21 protein-coding genes and 1 tRNA gene are annotated in these 17,952 nt (G+C 56.1%); 15 read left to right on the top strand and 7 right to left on the bottom strand.

The features are described 5' to 3' along the window. The first annotated feature begins 61 nt into the window (after positions 1–61). From NP603_RS17530 to fliW, 6 genes are all read left to right on the top strand, one after another. Positions 62–1,294, top strand: a complete 1,233-nt coding sequence (locus NP603_RS17530) for a PepSY-associated TM helix domain-containing protein (protein WP_256612198.1) — start codon at positions 62–64, stop codon at positions 1,292–1,294. A 145-nt stretch (positions 1,295–1,439) separates the two neighbouring features. Next, positions 1,440–1,955, top strand: coding sequence for an RNA polymerase sigma factor (locus NP603_RS17525; protein ID WP_256612197.1), 516 nt, complete (start codon positions 1,440–1,442; stop codon positions 1,953–1,955). A 53-nt stretch (positions 1,956–2,008) separates the two neighbouring features. Beyond that, entirely contained in the window at positions 2,009–2,983 is a 975-nt protein-coding gene (locus tag NP603_RS17520; protein ID WP_256612196.1) for a FecR family protein, read from the top strand. 188 nt (positions 2,984–3,171) lie between these two features. Continuing rightward, positions 3,172–4,377 carry a PepSY-associated TM helix domain-containing protein gene (locus NP603_RS17515; RefSeq protein ID WP_256612195.1) on the top strand — a complete coding sequence of 402 codons (1,206 nt, stop codon included), beginning with the start codon at positions 3,172–3,174 and terminating at the stop codon, positions 4,375–4,377. A gap of 231 nt (positions 4,378–4,608) precedes the next feature. Further along, complete coding sequence (locus NP603_RS17510) at positions 4,609–4,980, top strand: hypothetical protein (RefSeq protein ID WP_256612194.1); 372 nt, start codon at positions 4,609–4,611, stop codon at positions 4,978–4,980. A 97-nt stretch (positions 4,981–5,077) separates the two neighbouring features. After that, the gene (gene fliW / locus NP603_RS17505; protein ID WP_256612193.1) at positions 5,078–5,536 is read left to right on the top strand and encodes a flagellar assembly protein FliW; all 459 of its coding nucleotides are present in this window, start codon (positions 5,078–5,080) and stop codon (positions 5,534–5,536) included. 42 nt (positions 5,537–5,578) lie between these two features. On the opposite strand, the gene panD is transcribed toward fliW, so the two are convergent. The 5 genes from panD to pcnB form a co-directional block, all read right to left on the bottom strand. Continuing rightward, entirely contained in the window at positions 5,579–5,959 is a 381-nt protein-coding gene (gene panD, locus NP603_RS17500) for an aspartate 1-decarboxylase (RefSeq protein WP_256612192.1), read from the bottom strand. A 98-nt stretch (positions 5,960–6,057) separates the two neighbouring features. Next, complete coding sequence (panC, locus tag NP603_RS17495; protein ID WP_256612191.1) at positions 6,058–6,909, bottom strand: pantoate--beta-alanine ligase; 852 nt, start codon at positions 6,907–6,909, stop codon at positions 6,058–6,060. A 3-nt stretch (positions 6,910–6,912) separates the two neighbouring features. Beyond that, the gene (gene panB, locus NP603_RS17490) at positions 6,913–7,722 is read right to left on the bottom strand and encodes a 3-methyl-2-oxobutanoate hydroxymethyltransferase (protein ID WP_256612190.1); all 810 of its coding nucleotides are present in this window, start codon (positions 7,720–7,722) and stop codon (positions 6,913–6,915) included. Next, positions 7,719–8,222, bottom strand: a complete 504-nt coding sequence (folK, locus tag NP603_RS17485; RefSeq protein WP_256612189.1) for a 2-amino-4-hydroxy-6-hydroxymethyldihydropteridine diphosphokinase — start codon at positions 8,220–8,222, stop codon at positions 7,719–7,721. The genes panB and folK overlap by 4 nt, the downstream gene beginning before the upstream one ends. Then, positions 8,219–9,571: a polynucleotide adenylyltransferase PcnB gene (pcnB, locus tag NP603_RS17480; protein WP_256612188.1), complete on the bottom strand. Its 1,353-nt coding sequence runs from the start codon at positions 9,569–9,571 to the stop codon at positions 8,219–8,221. Before pcnB ends, folK begins: the two co-directional genes overlap by 4 nt. 272 nt (positions 9,572–9,843) lie before the next feature. On the opposite strand from pcnB, the gene NP603_RS17475 reads away from it, so the two are divergent. Genes NP603_RS17475 through NP603_RS17465 form a run of 3 tightly spaced genes read left to right on the top strand, consistent with a single transcriptional unit; the run spans position 9,844 to position 10,935 of the window. Then, positions 9,844–10,023, top strand: coding sequence for a hypothetical protein (locus tag NP603_RS17475; protein ID WP_054762884.1), 180 nt, complete (start codon positions 9,844–9,846; stop codon positions 10,021–10,023). After that, positions 10,024–10,488 (top strand): RDD family protein, encoded by a 465-nt coding sequence (locus tag NP603_RS17470; RefSeq protein WP_256612186.1) that lies wholly within the window; start codon positions 10,024–10,026, stop codon positions 10,486–10,488. 60 nt (positions 10,489–10,548) lie between these two features. Further along, the gene (locus tag NP603_RS17465) at positions 10,549–10,935 is read left to right on the top strand and encodes a hypothetical protein (protein ID WP_256612185.1); all 387 of its coding nucleotides are present in this window, start codon (positions 10,549–10,551) and stop codon (positions 10,933–10,935) included. 92 nt (positions 10,936–11,027) lie between these two features. Here NP603_RS17465 and lptG read toward each other — a convergent pair whose 3' ends face one another. Both lptG and lptF read right to left on the bottom strand, forming a co-directional pair. Beyond that, on the bottom strand, positions 11,028–12,095 hold the full coding sequence (gene lptG, locus NP603_RS17460) for an LPS export ABC transporter permease LptG (protein ID WP_256612184.1): 1,068 nt from the start codon (positions 12,093–12,095) through the stop codon (positions 11,028–11,030). Then, positions 12,092–13,228, bottom strand: a complete 1,137-nt coding sequence (gene lptF / locus NP603_RS17455; RefSeq protein WP_256612183.1) for an LPS export ABC transporter permease LptF — start codon at positions 13,226–13,228, stop codon at positions 12,092–12,094. Before lptF ends, lptG begins: the two co-directional genes overlap by 4 nt. A gap of 96 nt (positions 13,229–13,324) precedes the next feature. Here lptF and NP603_RS17450 point away from each other — a divergent pair, with 96 nt between their 5' ends. The 6 genes from NP603_RS17450 to NP603_RS17425 all read left to right on the top strand — a co-directional run. Next, positions 13,325–14,809, top strand: coding sequence for a leucyl aminopeptidase (locus tag NP603_RS17450; RefSeq protein WP_256612181.1), 1,485 nt, complete (start codon positions 13,325–13,327; stop codon positions 14,807–14,809). Positions 14,810–14,856: 47 nt separating this feature from the next. Then, complete coding sequence (locus NP603_RS17445; RefSeq protein WP_256612180.1) at positions 14,857–15,309, top strand: DNA polymerase III subunit chi; 453 nt, start codon at positions 14,857–14,859, stop codon at positions 15,307–15,309. A gap of 310 nt (positions 15,310–15,619) precedes the next feature. Further along, positions 15,620–15,868: an EexN family lipoprotein gene (locus NP603_RS17440; protein ID WP_256612179.1), complete on the top strand. Its 249-nt coding sequence runs from the start codon at positions 15,620–15,622 to the stop codon at positions 15,866–15,868. A gap of 304 nt (positions 15,869–16,172) precedes the next feature. Next, positions 16,173–16,248 (top strand) — tRNA-Thr (locus NP603_RS17435). A gap of 176 nt (positions 16,249–16,424) precedes the next feature. Further along, on the top strand, positions 16,425–17,675 hold the full coding sequence (locus NP603_RS17430) for a tyrosine-type recombinase/integrase (protein WP_256612178.1): 1,251 nt from the start codon (positions 16,425–16,427) through the stop codon (positions 17,673–17,675). A gap of 96 nt (positions 17,676–17,771) precedes the next feature. Next, positions 17,772–17,952 (top strand): hypothetical protein (locus NP603_RS17425; RefSeq protein WP_256612176.1); only part of this gene is annotated, 181 nt, incomplete at its 3' end.

Here is a 17,952-nt window from a genome sequence, read left to right as displayed (position 1 = left end):
TAACCGCGTTGCGCGGCAAACTCCGGACTCGCCGAATTCTCAATTCACTCTTGTTACCGCAATGAATGCAACCAATCAGCAACCTTGCCTGTCCGTTCCGGCCGAAACCCGCTCTATTGCGCTGTCCCGCCTGAATGCCCGCCGCAAACAATGGCTGAAAGTGCATTTGTGGCTGGGCCTGGGCTTGGGATTTCTGTTGTCGATTTATGGTATCACCGGCAGTTTTCTGGTGTTCTACGCCGAGATCGACGAATGGTTGCATCCGCAATTGCTGGTGGTCGAGCAGCCGGCGCATGGCCAATACCGGCCGCCGGCGGAAATCTTCGCGGCCGGCAAAAGCGCGATGCCGCCGACAGCGCGGCAAAGCTTCGCCACCTATCCGCGCAACGCAAGCGCCGCCTTCAAGTTGCGCTACCAATTGCCGCTAGACCCAGCGCAGACCGAGCAATGGCTGGTGGCAGTCGACCCTTACACGGCGCGGGTTACCGGGAAAATGCTGCTGGATCGGTCCGCAGACTGGTTACCGGCCACGTTCATCAACTTCATGTTCGAGCTGCATTATGCGTTGCTGATTTCGTCCAACGAGGTAAGCACGGTGGTCGTCAGCGTCTCGGCGGCGCTGTTGATCGTCTCGACCCTGACCGGCTTGATCGTCTGGTGGCCGCTGACCGGCCACTGGCGCAATGCCTTGACCTTCAAGTTCGGCGCCGGCAAGGTCCGCTTCAATTACGACCTGCACAAAACCAGCGGCTTTTACACCGCGCTGGTGATGCTGCCGGTGCTGTTTTCTGGGATTTACATGGTGTTGCCGCATAACGTGGTGCCGGTGCTGGAACTGTTTTCGCCGGTAACTTACCGCTACTGGTTTCAATCCAAACCGCCTTACCCGAATGCGCCGGCCATTGCGATGGACCAGGCGGTGGCGATTGCGCTGAAACAATACCCGCAAGGCCGGCCGCACTGGATTTACGGTGCGCCGAATCCAAGCCAAACCTATACCGTGTGTCAGGACGGCGTCGACGAGCCGGGTAGTATTTTGCAGCGGCGTTGCACGGTGATGGACCGCTATTCCGGCAAAATTTTGGACCTGGACGATCCCAGCTTGCCGACTGCGACCGCCGGCGAGGTGTTTACCCACTGGCAATGGCCGCTGCATTCCGGCCAGGCCTTCGGGATGCCGGGAAGGATTCTGGTGTTTATCACCGGCCTGGCCTGCCCGGTGTTGTTTGCGACCGGACTGATCCGTTGGCTGCAAAAACGGCGTGCCGGAACCAGGGCCGTTAGGCAAAACTAAACTGCGTCATTTAACCGGTCGGCTATGCGATATCGCACATTGCGCTACCGCGCAGCCTGGACAAAGCACTGATAGCAAAGGCGTTTTCCTGCTGGCATGAAACTGGCAACGTAGCCTGCCAATCCCCATTCCTATCCCGCCCACCATGAGTCTGGACATCGGAGCCCTTTACCGGCGTTACCGCAACGAGTTGCTGCACCATTTGCAACGTATCGTGCAATGTCCGGATACCGCTCAGGATCTGCTGCAGGAAAGTTACGTGATACTGAGCCGCAGCGCCGCCGCCGGCGCAATCGAGCATCCGCGCGGTTTTTTGTACCGGATAGCCGGCAATTTGGCGATGGACCATTTGCGGCACAACAAGATCGTCGATGCGCACCGCGCCGCTTGGTCGGCCCGCGAAGCCGAGCTGTTTCCCGATGCGGAAGCGCAACTGTCGGACCAACAATGGCGCGCCCTGTTGCATCAGGCAATTGCCGAATTGCCGCCGCGCTGCCGGGACGCTTTTATCTTGCACAAATTACACGGCAGCGGTTACCGCGAAATCGCCAAGCTGCTGGACATATCCGAAAGCGCCGTCGAAAAACACATCATCAAAGGCTTGGCGCATTGCCGCAAGCGCCTGGGCGTTCATTTCAACCGCCCTTACCATGAGGTCTGAGGCCATGGCCGGCGCCCGTCCGATATACCCGGCCGCTACTATATAATCCGGCCATGACCGCTCATGAACCCGTTTCAGTATCCGCCGCTGCCGACGCCGTCGCCGAACAGGCCATGGCCTGGTTCGTCCGCTTGCGCGCCGAAACGGTGACGCCGGCCGAGCGCGAAGATTTCCAACGCTGGTACCGCGCCGATCCGGCCCACCGCCGGGCCTATGCGCAAACCGCAGCTTTTTGGGACGATGCCGAATTCGGCTGGGTTTTAGCCGACGCTGCATCGGGATCGGCGCCGGGCCGGCGGCCGCGGGTTTGGCGCGGGGTTCCGGCCATGGCCGCCGCCGCATGCCTGATCGGGTTTATCGCCGGTTACCGGCCGACGCTCGACTGTTGGCGAGCCGATTACTGCACCGGCGTCGGCGAGATCAAAAGCTTCAGGCTGGGCGACGGCAGCGAAGTGACTCTGAATTCGGCCAGCGCCATCAGCGTGAACGTGCAAAACGGTCTACGCCAGGTCGAATTGCACCGGGGCGAGGCTTTTTTCGACGTGCAACGCGACCCGCAACGGCCGTTTCAAGTCGGCGGCCGCTACAGTACGGTACGGGTGTTGGGCACCCGCTTCGCCGTCAGGGAAGACCGCGCCGAAACCAGCGTCAGCGTGGCCAGCGGCTTGGTGGCTGTCGGCCGGCCCGAAGCCGACCCAGCATTATTGCAAGCCGGCGACAGTATCTCGGTTACCGCCCACCGCAGCGGGGATATTCAGCGCAATCCCGCGGGCGGCACCGCCGCCTGGCTGAAGGGCTATGCGGCATTCGAAAACGTAACGTTGGCCGAGGTCGTCGCCGAGCTCGGCCGTTACCGGCGCGGAACCCTGCTGGTTCGCGACGCTGAGTTGCGCGAGTTGAAAATCAGCGGCCGCTTCGACATCCGCGATACCGACAAAGCCTTGGAGTCGCTGCAACAAACCTTGCCGATCCGGGTAACCCGGCTCACGCCCTGGCTGGTCTTGATCGGCAAAGGCGCTCAGGGCTGACCGCCCTCACCCGACTGCGCCGAATCCGAGGCTCCCGGCCCGGAAGCGGGCAGACCGCCAGCTTCGACGCCGAACCGATTTCCCTCGTCTTTCCAGTCTGCCGCAGCGATTTTTGCGCCGATGTAGGGATTTGCCGCGCCCATACGTCTTACCGGATATAAACCTGTTTCGGAATAAAGGAGTGTCCTATGAAATTTCGCCCCTTTTGGGTGGTCGTACACCGCTACGCCGGACTGGCGATGACGGTTTTTCTGGTCATCGTCGGCCTGACCGGCAGTTTGCTGGCCTTTTACCACGAGTTGGATACCTGGCTTAACCCGGCATTCTCGGCGCCGGCCGGCAACCGGGCGCGCATGGGTTTACCGAGCATCCTGGAACGGGTGGAAACGTTGGCGCCCAACGCCCGTTTCCAATCGGTGAGCCTGAACGACGCCGCCGTCGAAGTCTGGGTCGCACCCAAGACCAATCCGCTGAACGGCAAACCGTACGAATTGGATTTCGACCAAATGCTGTTGAATCCTTACAACGGCGACGAATTGGGGCGGCGCAAATGGGGCGACCTCGGCCAGGGCCTGACCAATTTAATGCCGTTCGTCTACCGCTTGCATTACGCCCTGGCGCTGGACGACATCGGCGGCTGGATCTTGGGCATTACCGCGCTGGTATGGACGCTGGACAGCTTCGTCGGCTTTTACCTGACGCTGCCGTCCAGCCGGCGCCATGCCGCGACGACGCCGGCCAAGCCGTTTTGGCCGCGTTGGGCGCCAGCCTGGAAGATCAAATGGCGCGGTTCCGCGTGTCGGATCAATTTCGATCTGCACCGGGCCGGCGGCCTGTGGTTGTGGCTATTGCTGCTGACATTCGCCTGGTCCAGCGTTTACATGAACCTGAGCGACAGCGTCTATGCGCCGGTGACGCGGACTCTGCTCGGCGAATACCACGAACCTTGGCTCGATATTCCAGACCTGGACAAACCGCTGGAAAACCCAACCATCGGCTGGCGCGACGCGTACCGAATCGCCAGCGAATCGATGGCACAGGCCGCCCGCGAACGCGGCGTCGCCATCGAAAAGCCGGTATCGTTTCGTTTCAATCCGGCGAAGGGCTTTTACGTTTACGTCGTCCGCACCGGCGTCGACATTCAGGATAAAGGCGGAGATACCCGTCTGGTATTGGACGCCACGACCGGCGCGCAAAAACTGCTGCTATTCCCCAGCGGCCAATATGCCGGCAATACCGTGACCAGTTGGCTAGCCGCGCTGCACACCGCCAACGTGTTCGGCATGCCTTACCGAATTTTGGTCTGCATCCTCGGTCTGGCCATCGTCATGCTGTCGGTAACCGGCGTGGTGGTTTGGTTGAAAAAGCGGCGGGCGCGATTGGTCAGGGCATAACCCCGGCTAAACTCAATTGCATGCCAGGGCAAGTAAAGTTCGTCCCTTACGCGGTGCGGGCAAGCGGTTCGCCTCACACCGATAAGGTGATAGAGGTGGAAAAAAAGGCCACTGACGACCCGAGTTTGCGGTATGGCGTCAGCTAGTCCGAATTCGATGAGTTAATAGCGGGCCAGCATACCGTTAAGCCAGGCACCGGCGCTCATCTCGAAGGGCAGGTAGGAATCGTATTTGACGTCGAACCACGCTCCGCCGCGCGCCAATCCGGCGGACGGAGAGTCGCTATTTTTGCGAAAGATTTTTCGGAATCCATTGACCGACAAATCAGCAGAAATGGACGTGACCGCTCATGCCTTCGGCAACCCCGATACGTCCGCGCCACCTCGTTTCGACCCAACAAGGGGATCGAAACTTAGGCTCTCGCATGACTTGACGCCGTTTCGCGAGGTCTTGCAGGTTTTCTCCGCTTCGCTACGAAAACCCGCCCGGCGCCCCGGCTATCGCGGGCTAAAAATCTTCACTTTGCTTACGCTCCGTTTCCAAGATTTTCAGCGTCTGTTTAACTTGCACGTTTATTTGCTTTTGTCTCGAGGCAACGCTTAGTTCGGCAGGCGGGATTGCAAATAACCGCCTCCATGCTATACATTGGTGCGTTAGGCAGAAATTGCCGATTCAGATTTCATTCAACACGGGCGGGACCATGGAAATTCAATCGAAGTTATTAGGCAACCAGGAAATCAATCCGGAAACCATCATCAATTTTCCGCGCGGCCTGCCCGGTTTTGAAGATCAAACCCGCTTCAAACTGTTCCATCAGGAGGGTAGCGAAATCGTGTATTGGCTACAGTCTGTAGATAATGAAGACCTAACCTTTTCGGTCGCGCATCCGGCCCACTTCAATATCAATTACAACTTTACCGTGACCGACGCCGAAGAAGCCTTGCTACAGATTGCGCCCGGCGATGAATTGGTAATTCTGATCCTGCTGCACAAGGACAACGAGCAAGAGAACGGCAAACCGACCATCAAGGGTTCGATTAAGTCGCCGATTTTGATCAATGCCAACAGACGTATCGGCATGCAAAAGGTATTGGTGGCGATAGAACAGAGCATTACGCTAACCGAGAAAATCAGCGAAATCGACGTATCAGAAGCCTAAAAAAGGCTGTCGGCCGCCGTGTTTAAACGGCGGCCGATCGAATCAGGCGGCCTGAACAGGAATGGAATGGCTGGAATGGGTAATTTTGTTGTTGCCGTCGAAGTAAACCAAATTCGGCTTGTAGTTTTTCAGTTCCTTCTCGTCGAGACTGGCGAAGGCGCAGACGATAATCAAATCTCCGGGGCATGCCAAGCGGGCGGCCGCGCCGTTAATCGAGAAAATGCCCGAGCCCTCTTCGGCACGGATAGCGTAAGTCGTGAAACGCTGGCCGTTGTTGATGTTGTAGATATGGATTTGCTCGTATTCCCGGATCCCTGAAAAATCCAAAATCTTGCCGTCGATCGCGCATGAACCCTCGTAGTCCAATTCCGAATTGGTCACGCGGGCGCGATGCAGCTTGGCTTTAAGCATGTTTATGTTCATGGTAAGCAAGTTCCAATACTAGGGCAGGCGATTATGCCTGAAATCGGATTGGCTATCAAATTTAAGCATTAGCATTTTTGCGCGAAAACCCTGCTTGTTCAAGCGCTTGGCATGCAAAAATACACGTTGTCTATCAGGCGGGTAGAACCTAATTTGGCGGCGGCCAGCACCACCAGTTCCGCGTCGCCGGGTTCGGCCGACTGCAAATCGGCGATACGACAAACCGAAAAATAATCCACGTTAAATCCGGCCGCTTGCAACGCACGCTTAGCGCCCTCCTCCACCGCACGATAATCGGCCGCCCCAGCCAGCACAGTATCGCGGGCTGAAATCAAAGCCCGGTACAAAGCCGGAGCGGTTTGCCGCTGCGACTCGTTTAAATAACCGTTGCGCGAACTCATCGCCAAGCCGTCGGCCTCCCGCACCGTCGCCACACCCCTGACTGTAACCGGAATGTTCAAATCTGCCACCATCTGCCGAATCAGGGTCAATTGCTGAAAATCCTTTTCCCCTAGCAGCAACAGATCGGGTTGGACCATGTTCAACAACTTGCAAACCACCAGGGCAACGCCGTCGAAATGGCCGGGCCGGCTGGCACCGCAATGCAACGCCGATAGCCCGGCCACCGACACCCGGGTTTGCGAAGCCTGCGGATATATTTCGGCGACACCGGGCAAAAACAACAAGTCGGCGCTGCAGGCGGCCAATTTTTCCGCATCCTGGGTTTCGGTGCGCGGGTAACTATCGAAATCTTCGTTCGGCCCGAATTGGGTCGGATTGACGAAAATGCTGACCACTACCTTATCGGCTTGCGTCTTGGCGGTTTCGACCAAACGAATATGTCCGGCGTGCAGATTGCCCATGGTCGGCACGAAGCCGATGCTCTGGCCGGCTTGCCGCCATTGGCGGATGATTTGCCTTAACTCGGCGACGTTATTAACCGTTTGCATGGGCTAGTAGCTGTGTTCCAAACCGGGAAATTGCGCGGTTTTGACCGCCTGATGGTAGCGGGCGACAGCGTCTTCTATGCTGGCAGCGCCGGCCATGAAGTTGCGGGAGAAGCGCGGCCGATTGCCGGCGCCGATGTTGAGCATATCGTACAACACCAGTACCTGGCCGTCGCAGTCGACGCCGGCACCGATACCGATCACCGGGATGGCAAGCGTCTGGCTGATTGTCCTGGCCAAACTGGCCGGTACGCATTCCAGCACCAGCAAGCCGGCCCCGGCCTGTTCCAGTTGCTGCGCCTCTCGCAGGATAGCTTCGGCCTGCGCGGCGTCACGGCCTTGTACCCGATATCCGCCCAACCGGTTGACCGATTGCGGCAGCAAACCCAGATGGCCGCAGACCGGCACACCCTGATCCACCAGAAAACGCACTACATCGATTTTTGCACCCTCGAGCTTGACCATCCGCGCCATACCTTGCTGCATCAAGCGCGCAGCATTGGCCAAGGCTTGGGTTGGTTCGGCGTAGCTGGCAAACGGCAGGTCGGCGACGATGAATGCCCGTTGCGCGGCGCCCGCCACGCATCGGCAATGGTAAGCCATGTCGTCGACCGTAACAGGCACGGTGCTGTTGGCGCCTTGGATCACCATGCCCAACGAATCGCCGACCAGCAGCACGTCGATTCCGACCTGATCCAACAGCACCGCGAAACTGGCATCGTAAGCGGTTAGGCAACTGATCTTGTCGCCGTTACGCTTCATCGCGGCCAGATCGCTGATCGTCAGACTTTTCGCGGTATCGGCGTAAAGTTTCATGGCTCCAGCCTTTGCAAGCCGGCCTTAGGGCAAGCAGCCAGCAAGTCCGCCAGCGGCCCGAACCCTGGGATAGGCAAATCGGCCGGCGCGATGTCGGCCAACGGATACAGCACAAACGCCCGTTTCGCCATTTCCGGGTGCGGTACGGCCAACTCGGCTTCGGCGATAATACTTGGCCCGTAAAGCAGAATATCCAGGTCCAGCGTCCTTGCCCCCCAGCGAACCAGACGCAAACGGCCGTGGTCGTTTTCGATGGCCTGCAATTGCCGCAGCAACTCCGCTGCCGACAGGCTCGTGGAAATTTTCATCACCGCGTTGATAAAGTCGGGCTGGTCCTGAGGACCAACCGGCGCGCTACGGTAAAGTGGAGAGAAGGCCAATTCGGCGACGCCGGCTAGCGCCGCGATCTCGGCCCGCGCTTGCTTGAGTTGTTCGACCGGATTGTCCAGATTACTTCCCAGGCCGATATAGGCTTCGACGCCGGGATTCAGCGCCGTCATTGCGGATTGGCGACCGGTTTGGTTCGGGAACGGTAGCGCCCGGATTTGCGGTTGCGCGGTTTACCGCCACCGGATTTGCCGGCCGCAGTCATTTGTTTGCGCAATTCCTCGTCGGCCTCCTGGAATTGCGCCCACCATTCCACCAGTTGCGGATCGGCGCCGCCGGTTTCCGCCCGCAGTTGAAAGAAATCGTAAGCCGCCCTGAATTTAGGCTGCTCCAACAGCCGGTAAGGCCGGGTGCCGACGGTGCGGGTAAATTTGGGCTGCATGAACCAGACATCGCGCATTGACTGCGTGATATGCCTGGGCATTGCGGTGATTTTGATTTGCCGCGCCAAAACTTCGTTGGCGGCGTTTTGATAAGCCAGAGTCTCGTTTTCGCCGTTGCCGATGCGCTTTTGCGCGACGACCTGCAGCGGCTCCCACAACAGTGCGGCCAACAGAAAATAAGGCGTCAGCGTCTTGCCGTCGTTATAGCGCCGGTCGGAATTTTCCAGCGCTCGAATCAAGAACAGGCGCGGAAAGTCCTGTTCCTGAGTAGCCAGACAGCGTTCGGTCTCCGGGAACAGAATTCCGAACAGCCCGTAATGCCTGAGCATTTCGAAGGTTTGCAAACCGTAGCCGGCCAAAAACAGCTTCAAGACTTCATCGTAAAGCCGGGCGGAGGGGATGCTTTTCAGCAAGTCGGCCTGGGCATGAATCGGCTTCTCGGTGTCGGGATGCAGCGTAAAACCCAATTTGACGGCAAAGCGAATGGCCCTGATCATCCGCACCGGATCTTCCCGGTAACGGACTTCCGGGTCGCCGATCAGGCGCAATACCCCGGCGGCGTGGTCCTGCATGCCACCGGTGTAATCGACTACCGAAAAATCACGGATGTTGTAATACAGGGCGTTGACCGTGAAATCGCGACGCCAGACGTCTTCCTCCAAGGTTCCGAACACGTTGTCGCGCAGCAAGCGGCCGTCTTCGTGCACCACTTGGCGGTCCGATTCCTCGTTATCGGCGCCGCCGCGAAAGGTGGCGACTTCGATGATTTCCCGACCGAAAAACACATGGGCCAAGCGGAAACGGCGGCCGATAATCCGGCAATTGCGGAAGATTTGTTTCACCTGCTCCGGACTGGCGTTGGTCGCCACATCGAAATCCTTGGGCTCCCGCCCCAGCAGCAAGTCCCGCACGCAACCGCCGACCAGATAGGCTTCGAAATCGGCTTTTTTTAACCGCGTCAATACCTTGAGTGCGTTCTCGCTGATTTGGGTCCGGGATATGCAATGCTCCGAACGCGGATAAATCTTCACGGTATTGGCAACAGCCGGCTCGTCGGCCGATTGGGCAGCCAAACTCACGGGCGCAAAGATTTTTTTGATGAAACTAAAAATAACCGTATTCCTTTATTTAATGATGCCTGCCAAACCACGAGGCTGTGGGGCGCGCAGCTTGAAGGCTTTATCATAACACCTCGCCAGAATTAAGCTCAATCGAGCACTTTCTTTTACATTCCCTTGCGTTGACTGTAGAATTTGACCATTCGTCGGGTAACGGCGTAATACCTTGAATACCAGCCAAGCCCGCGTCCATTCGTCAGGCAGCGGGCACTTTACTTCGGAGTGTGGAGCGTATGTTTAAGAAGATTCTACTGGGTTTTGTCGACCGTCCCTTATTCGCCAGCCTGTTTATCGCCGATTTCGCGATATTGCTGTTCCATCGGCCGCCGTTCCTGTTCTCCATCGTCATGGTTGGCGCTTTGGTCGGAATGAGCATGTACATGGGCCAAAAACTGGCGCCGTTCGAACAGTAATTGCGTAAAGCAAGCCGACCCATCCAAGCAGAACCCGGCCTCGAACAAGCAACGACGCCGGGCTTTTTACGCCGCATGGGTGCGGTAATCTACGACGGTCTGCTGTTGCTAGCCGTACTGTTCCTCGCTACCGCACTGGCTCTTCCGCTAAACGGAGGCCAAGCTTTCGCCTCGAACCAAATTCTATATCCGATTTATCTGTTGGCCGTAGGCTTTGCTTTCTATGGCTGGTTCTGGACCCACGGCGGCCAAACCCTGGGGCTACGCGCCTGGAAAATCAAACTCGTCTCCGCGAACCAGCAAGCCGTCGATTGGCCGCACGCAGCGCTGCGCTTTGTTAGCGCCCTGTTATCCTGGGTCTGCTTAGGCTTGGGATTTGTTTGGTGCTTGTTCGACAAGGATCGCCAAGGCTGGCACGACCGCCTGTCCAAAACCCGCCTCGTCTACTGCGAAGAAAAGCGCTGAAGCCAAAATCGGATGTGCTATATTCCCGGCTCCATCTTCTTCATGAGCCGGGAGCACACGATGAAAACAATAACAATAGCCCTATCCCTGTTTGCAGTATTCGCCTCCGCCAATGCCGTTGCCGACGTGAAGTTGGCGGACAATTCCAAGTTAGTGGGCAAATGGCAGGTCACCGCCGAAGCCCTGGCGTTGGACAGAGAGAAGAAAAAACTCCAAGTCACCTGGGAGTTTCAGAAAGACGGCACCTTGATCACCACTGGTGAGGACGCACGTAGCGGCATCGGCGAAATGACGATTCCGATTAAATACAGCGTGGCCGACGGTTTGATCAAAAAACAAGTCACTCCGGGGCGGGAAAAATACGAAGACTGTGCCGTCGTGGAAATGGACGAAAAGGACATGATATTGAAATGTAAATTTCTCTATCTGTTCATGACCCGCAAATAACTTCCGTTATCGCTCGAGCCGGTTGCCTAGCGCAACCGGCGTCTACCAAGGCGGCGCATCGGTGCCCGCTTCCGTTAAAGGTTAACCCGTCTTTAGCTGGCCCGTTTCACCGCGTACAACGCGCAACAAAAGACCAACGTACTCGGCAACATCGCCATCAACATCGGATTCATGTCGTAAACCAAACCGACGTGGCCGGCAATCCGGTCGAAAATATTGAAGGCCATGCCGATCACGATGCCCATCATGATCCGCGCCCCGGTACTGACGCCGCGGCCGATGCCGATCACGAAAGGTGCCGACACCATCAACATCACGAAGGTGACGAACGGATTGATCAACCGGCTCCAAAACGCCAGCTCGTAACTTTGCGATTTCTGGTTGTTCTGCTTCAGAAAATCGATGTACATGAACAGATCGTACAGCGACAGGTTATCGGAATTGACCACGGCCACTTTCAGCAGATCGGAGTCTATCCCCGAACGCCAAGCCTTCTGCTCCTGAGCGCCGGCGAATATTTGCTGCGGGGTGACTTCCGAATGTTTGACTCCCTCGAGCCGCCATTGCTTGTCGCCGAGAAATTGGGCGTGCTCCGCCTGGGTCACGCGCTGCAGATGCTTGTCTTCGCCGACATCGTAAATCCGCACGTCCGCCAGCGAGCCGTCGTCCAGAATTTTGCGAACGTTGATGAAGCTGTTGCCTTCCCGCAGCCACATGCCGTATTGCGAGCGCATCACGACACCGTCGTGCAGCGCCGTCGTTTTCAGCAATTGCGCGGCACGCTCGCACGGCGGCGCGACGAATTCGCCGACCAGCACCGCAATCACCACCAACACCAAACCGGCCAGCATGATAGTGCGGATGATCCAGGCCACCGACAATCCCGCCCCGCGCATCGCGACGATTTCCCGGTTGTTGGCCATCGCCCCGACCACGAACAAGCTACCCAACAGCGCCGAAGACGGCACCAATTCGTAAAATACCCGCGGCGAAGTCAAGGTCAGAAACCACAAGATGGCCTGCAAATTGTAGCCGCCCTGGCCCAAGTCCTTTAATTCGTCGCTGAAGCTGAACAGATTGAACAAGGTCAGCAGCAACATCACCGCCACCAGCGATCCTTTCACCACTTCCTTGACGATATAAAGCGTTAACACATTCATCCGGCAACCTTTCCCGTCAGACTTTGCAAGCACCAGCGCCAGCCGTACAGGCGGACCAGCATCGTTATTCCCAGCAACAACAAGGCCGTATCCACCCAAAAATAACCGACCCAGGCCGGCAACGCGCCGCTGATGACCCAGCTATGGTTGACCCGCTGCAGGTTGCCGTAGACGAAGTAAATGCCGAAGGCGACCAGCATACTGCCGTAGATACCGCCGCGCGGCGACAGCTTGGCCAGAGGCACCGCCAAAACCGCCAGTAACACGACGCCCAGCGGCGTATTCAAGCGGTCTTGAACTTCCGCTATGTCGCGCAATTCCTGCGACACCCACAAGGTTCGGGTCGGGATCGCCTCCCGGCCCAGACTCAGCACCGTGACCTTCTTCTCGATCAGTACCGAATATTCCTGGAAGGCTTCGATCACGAAATCCTTATTGCCCGGCACACCCATCACCCGCTGGCCGTTTTCCAACACCAGATACAAACCGCCCGGCAGATTTTTCAGCCAACCCGATTCGGCATTGACCACACCGAGCTTGCCGCCCTGCTTATTCTGCACGAACACATGGTGCATGTGGCCTTCATCGTCCACCGTTTCGGTATAGAAGATCAATTCGCCGTCACTGTATTCGCTGAAACGCCCGGCCGAAATACCGCGGATATCGGCATTTTGCTTGTCCTGGTGCATCAGTTCTTCGGTCCGCGCCTCGGCCCACGGCGCCGCGAACATCGACAGCCCTACGCCGACCAGGCTGAGCGGAACCACCAGCAAGAATACCGACCGGTAAATCGTGAACGCCCCGCCGCCGGCCGAGGAAATGGCCGACATTTCCTGCTCGCGGTACATCCGCCCCAATACCATCAACACCGCCATGAACAAGGCGGCCGGTAAAAAGGCCGTGGTGGCAATGACGATTTTCATGCCGAGCAAGGCCATCACCGTCTCGTTGGCGATATTACCCTCGATGGCCTGTGCCAGCACCCGGATGAATTTGCGGCTGACGATAATCACCACCAGCACGGTCAACACCGCCGTGACCGTGAAAAACAACTCCTTGATGATCATTTTATCCAGCACGGTCAGCAGCCGAAACGGCCGGCCGGAGCTGGGCATTGCACGCTCGACGCTCAAAGACTCTCTCCCGATATTCTCATGTATAATCGGCCGCAATACCGCTGCAACCGGCAGAAACCCTCAATCCAAGACACTTGATAGTGGATGTATCAAATGGACTATTCTATAGAAAGCGCCCCCTTAGACAAACTGCAAAGCGATTGCCTGCTGCTGGGTATCTACGAAAACCAACAACTCAGCCCGGCGGCCGCTGCCATGGATGCGGCGCATGGCGGCCTGATCGGCAAGCTGATCGCCCGCGGCGACATCAAGGGCAAGAACGCGGAGACCCTGCTGGTCAACAACCTGACGGACGGTAATATCGTCCGCATCGTCCTGGTCGGCTTTGGTGAGCGCGGCAAAGTCAGCCGCAAACAATACCGCAAGGCATTGGCCGCCGCAGTCAAAACGATCAAAGACAGCAAAGTGGCAAACGCCAGCAGCGCATTGCTCGATATCGAGGTCGACGGCGCCGACAATCAATGGAAGGCTCGGCAAATCGTCGAAGTCTTCAACGACGGCCTGTACCAGTACAGCGCCACTAAAAAGGTCGACGATAAAATCCCGCTGCAACAGCTGAGCATCCTCGCCAACGACAGCCAAAAAGCCGCCGCAACAACCGGATTGCAGCAAGGCGTCGCGATCGCCCTGGGCGTGGAGCTGACCAAGCAATTGGCCGACCTGCCCGGCAACATCTGCACGCCGACCTATCTGGCCGAGCAAGCCTTGGCCCTGGCCGGCCAACACGAGCTGTTGAGTTGCGAAATTCTGGAAGAAAGCGACATGGAAGCCCTGGGCATGGGTTCGTTCCTGTCGGTGACACGCGGCAGCCGCCAGCCTGCCAAACTGATCTGCCTGGAATACCGCGGTGGCGATAAAAACGCCAAACCCATCGTGCTGGTCGGCAAAGGCCTGACCTTCGACGCCGGCGGAATTTCGTTGAAGCCAGGCCAAGGCATGGACGAAATGAAATACGACATGTGCGGCGGCGCCAGCGTACTGGGTATCATCCGCGCTGCGACCCAATTGAATTTGAAACTAAACATCGTCGGCCTGGTGCCGTCCTCGGAAAACCTGCCGGATGGCGCCGCCAACAAACCCGGCGACATCTGGACCAGCATGTCCGGCAAAACCATCGAAATCTTGAACACCGATGCCGAAGGCCGTTTGATCCTGTGCGACACGCTGACCTACGCCAAAAAATACAATCCGGACGTGATCATCGATATGGCGACCTTGACCGGCGCCTGCATCGTCGCGTTAGGTCGGGTACCGAGCGGCTTGTTCGGCAACGACGATAAACTCTGCGACGAACTGATCGGCGCCAGCGAAACCGCCTGCGATTTGTTGTGGCGGATGCCGATCTGGGAAGAATACCAGGAACAATTGAAATCCAATTTCGCCGACCTGGCCAATATCGGCGGTCCGGACGGCGGCAGCATCACCGCGGCGGTGTTTCTGTCCAAATTCGCCGAGGAATATCGTTGGGCCCACATCGACATCGCCGGCACCGCCTGGCGCACCGGCGCCAACAAGGGCGCCACCGGCCGGCCGGTGCCATTGTTGGTGCAATACCTGTTGAACCGGGCTCAGGCCTGATTCAACCCAACCGGGAGCGGCGGCCGCGCCGCTCCGCCTAAACCGCCATGACCGCCCCTACCGACAGCGCGCTGCCCGAAGTCAGTTTCTACGTGCTTGGCACGCACGACCAGCAGCAGCGCCAGGAATTCGCCTGCAAATTGATCGAGAAAATCTACCGTAGCGGCTTTTTCTGCTACGTGTTGGCCGAATCGGCCGAGCAGGCGGAGCAAATCGACAAAGCCTTGTGGACCTTCCGCGCCGGCAGCTTCGTACCGCATCAGACCTACCGCGGCTTGCTGCCGCAATATCCCGGCACGGTTTTGATCGGCGGCAGCGAGATTCCGGACGCCTGGCGCGGCGTAATCGTCAACCTGTCCTCTTTATTTCCTCCCACCGAAGCGCCGACCCAGCGGATTTTGGAAATATTGGACAACAGCGAAGAGTCCAAGCAAGCCGGCCGCCTGCGTTACCGGCATTATCGGCAGCTGGGTTTATCGATTAACACTCACAAAATATAGCTAGGGCGAGCTAGAGCCCACGCCCCCTCCCTCCCGCGCTCCATCTAACAATGGTTGGTATAAACCCTTGGCTTCCTTCCAAATTGCCGTGCCATACTCGAAACATACACGCCCAGCTTAGCGCGCATAGTCAGTTGCAAAATCGATGCCTTATGTGAAAAGTGTGTGATTTCCCCTAGTGCAGAGACATATTGTCGCGCGGCAATAGGCCACATTTTAAACGTTAGAGTTCTTTGCTAGATTATCGCCACCTCATGCAGGCACGCATGAGCGGAACCATTCCCGATAATCTAATAAACAAGGAGTCTTTATGAAAAAAACACACATGATGCTGATAGCCGCCGTAATCGTTCTGCTAGGTTCAACTGCCGCCATGAACGTGACGATTGCCAATGAGTCCGGCAAAGAGAACGCAAAATCCGTAGCTTGGTACGTAGCCAATATCCAAGCAGCCAAAGCCCAAAACCAAGCTTGCCACGATAATCCGAACAACCAAAGCAACGAAAATTGCGCGAATGCGCTGCACGCACTAGAAATCAGTTTCAAAGGCGGAAACTGATACGCTCTTCACTCTTATTACTCCAGCCTTTCGCGACATCGCAGATCGCGCCTCCCCTACGCAATGCAAAGTCGCCTAAGGCTGGAGACTTTTTCAGCACATTCTTTCCGACAACCCGCTTAAGTTTTTCTGGTGTCGCCAAATGCGTTAGAATGCACCCACCATATCTAGTCAGAGGGCATTGCCAAGCAACCTCAACGTCTGTTGCATTGCAGCAGTTCTGCTATTTTGATTAGAATTGTCTTCCATATCGGGACAACAGCAAACCCGCCTATGGTTTTAGCCCCCCGAGAATAGCCCCAAAGCCGGCATAGCTCAGCAGGTAGAGCAGCGCACTCGTAACGCGAAGGTCGTAGGTTCGATTCCTATTGCCGGCACCATTTAAGTGATTGATTTGTAAAAGTATTCAACAAGATTGCCCGTCGAGTTGAAGCAACAGTCCGCAGCAAGGCGCAAATTTAGGCGCAGTGCTGCTTAACTTTGCTCAATGAGGTGGCGCAATGACTCCCAAAAATTTATCCAATTCGATTTCATTTTTCGTTGTTGGAGGTGTGTGATGGCTTACATCAGACCCTTGGCAAACGGAAACTTCCGCGCCGATGTCCGCATGAAAGGCATCGTCAAAAACAAAACCTTTCCTTCCGAAAAGCTTGCACAAGCTTGGGCGGACAAGATCGAACGCAGTATTAAGACAATTCCGAATCTGGATGCCGCTCAATTGCTTGCCTTATCCGATTCAGACGTTGATGCAATGGGCGGCGAGGAACTTTTTTCACAATTGGGCGTTGATTTGTTCACGATTCGAAATCAAGCCCGGCTGGAAGCAATCAACGCCTTATCCAAAAAAGAGTTGTTACAGTTGTCACCACAACAAATCGAGAGCATGGGCGGCGCTAAACTGTTCCTGCAAGCTGGCAAACGTATCAGATACAAAACCTTCCGTGAGGTCTGCAGCGAATACTTGTCAAAATGGAACAAAAAGGATTACCGCAACCAAATTGCAAGGGTTGGTTACTGGTGCGACGTTTTCGGCGACAGATTTTTGACCGACCTGGATGTTTTCGACATTCGTGAACATGTCGATGGCATGATCGACGACGGTATACGCGGCACCACTATTAACAGGAAAAAAGCGGTCTTATCAAGCGTATTCAAGTTTGCAGTGAGTCGCGGTTATATTGATACTAACGTTGTGCGCGATGTCGTGGTCGAAAATGATACCAAGCAACGTGACAGGGTTTTGAGTGCAGAGGAACGCCAACGGTTGCTAAATGCTTGCCGAGCATCACATTGGGACAAGCTTTACTTACTGGTGTTGATGGCAATGACCACTGGCGCACGCAAGGGCGAATTGTTGAAATTGCGCTGGTGCGACATTGATTTCAAAAATAATTCGACCTACCTTGCCGACACCAAAAACGGCGAAGCCAAGGAGCTACACTTTCCGCCGGCTGTTATGATTGAGTTGAAGCGATTACAGGAAGTTGGCAGCGGTCTTATTTTTGCCGGTGGTAACCCTGTAGAGCCAATGGATTTTCGCAAAGCGTGGAGTAAGGCTTTAAAAATGGCCGATATTTCCGAAAAGGATATTTTGAATTCAGATGGTAGTGTCAAGCTGGAAAAGTTCACTTTTCATTGCCTGCGACATGGCTTTTGTTCTGCACTTTCTGACTCCGGCAAAGAAATCAATCAAATCGCCAAGCTGGCCGGCCATAAGAGCATTCAAACTACGATGCGCTATATTCATCAGGGGCGTGAACAAAAACGTCAGATCGTCAACGAGTTAGCTCAAAACTTCAGTCTATAGACCATTATGAACCAGCCTAAGCCGGCGAGCGCGAAACTGAATCATTAACCGCTTGGGCTGGTATTCTTTTAATGGTTTTAATTTAGTGGTGTATATATGGAATATGAAGGCCATAATTTTGACCTTATTCAAACTGCTTTAGGAAGTCGGAATAATGACGAACAATTTTGGCAATATTGTTGGGATCAATTGGGAAGCCTGCCTCTTATCTGCTTATGGGACCAATGTATTTTGTATGCGCGTGCAATGTACTATGAAAATCAAATTCCAGATTGTA

Origin of the sequence: Methylomonas aurea, from assembly GCF_024505045.1 — a bacterium.
GTDB classification, from domain to species: domain Bacteria; phylum Pseudomonadota; class Gammaproteobacteria; order Methylococcales; family Methylomonadaceae; genus Methylomonas; species Methylomonas aurea.
Note: the sequence above shows the minus strand (reverse complement) of the source record. Positions and strands in the feature narration are given on the sequence as shown.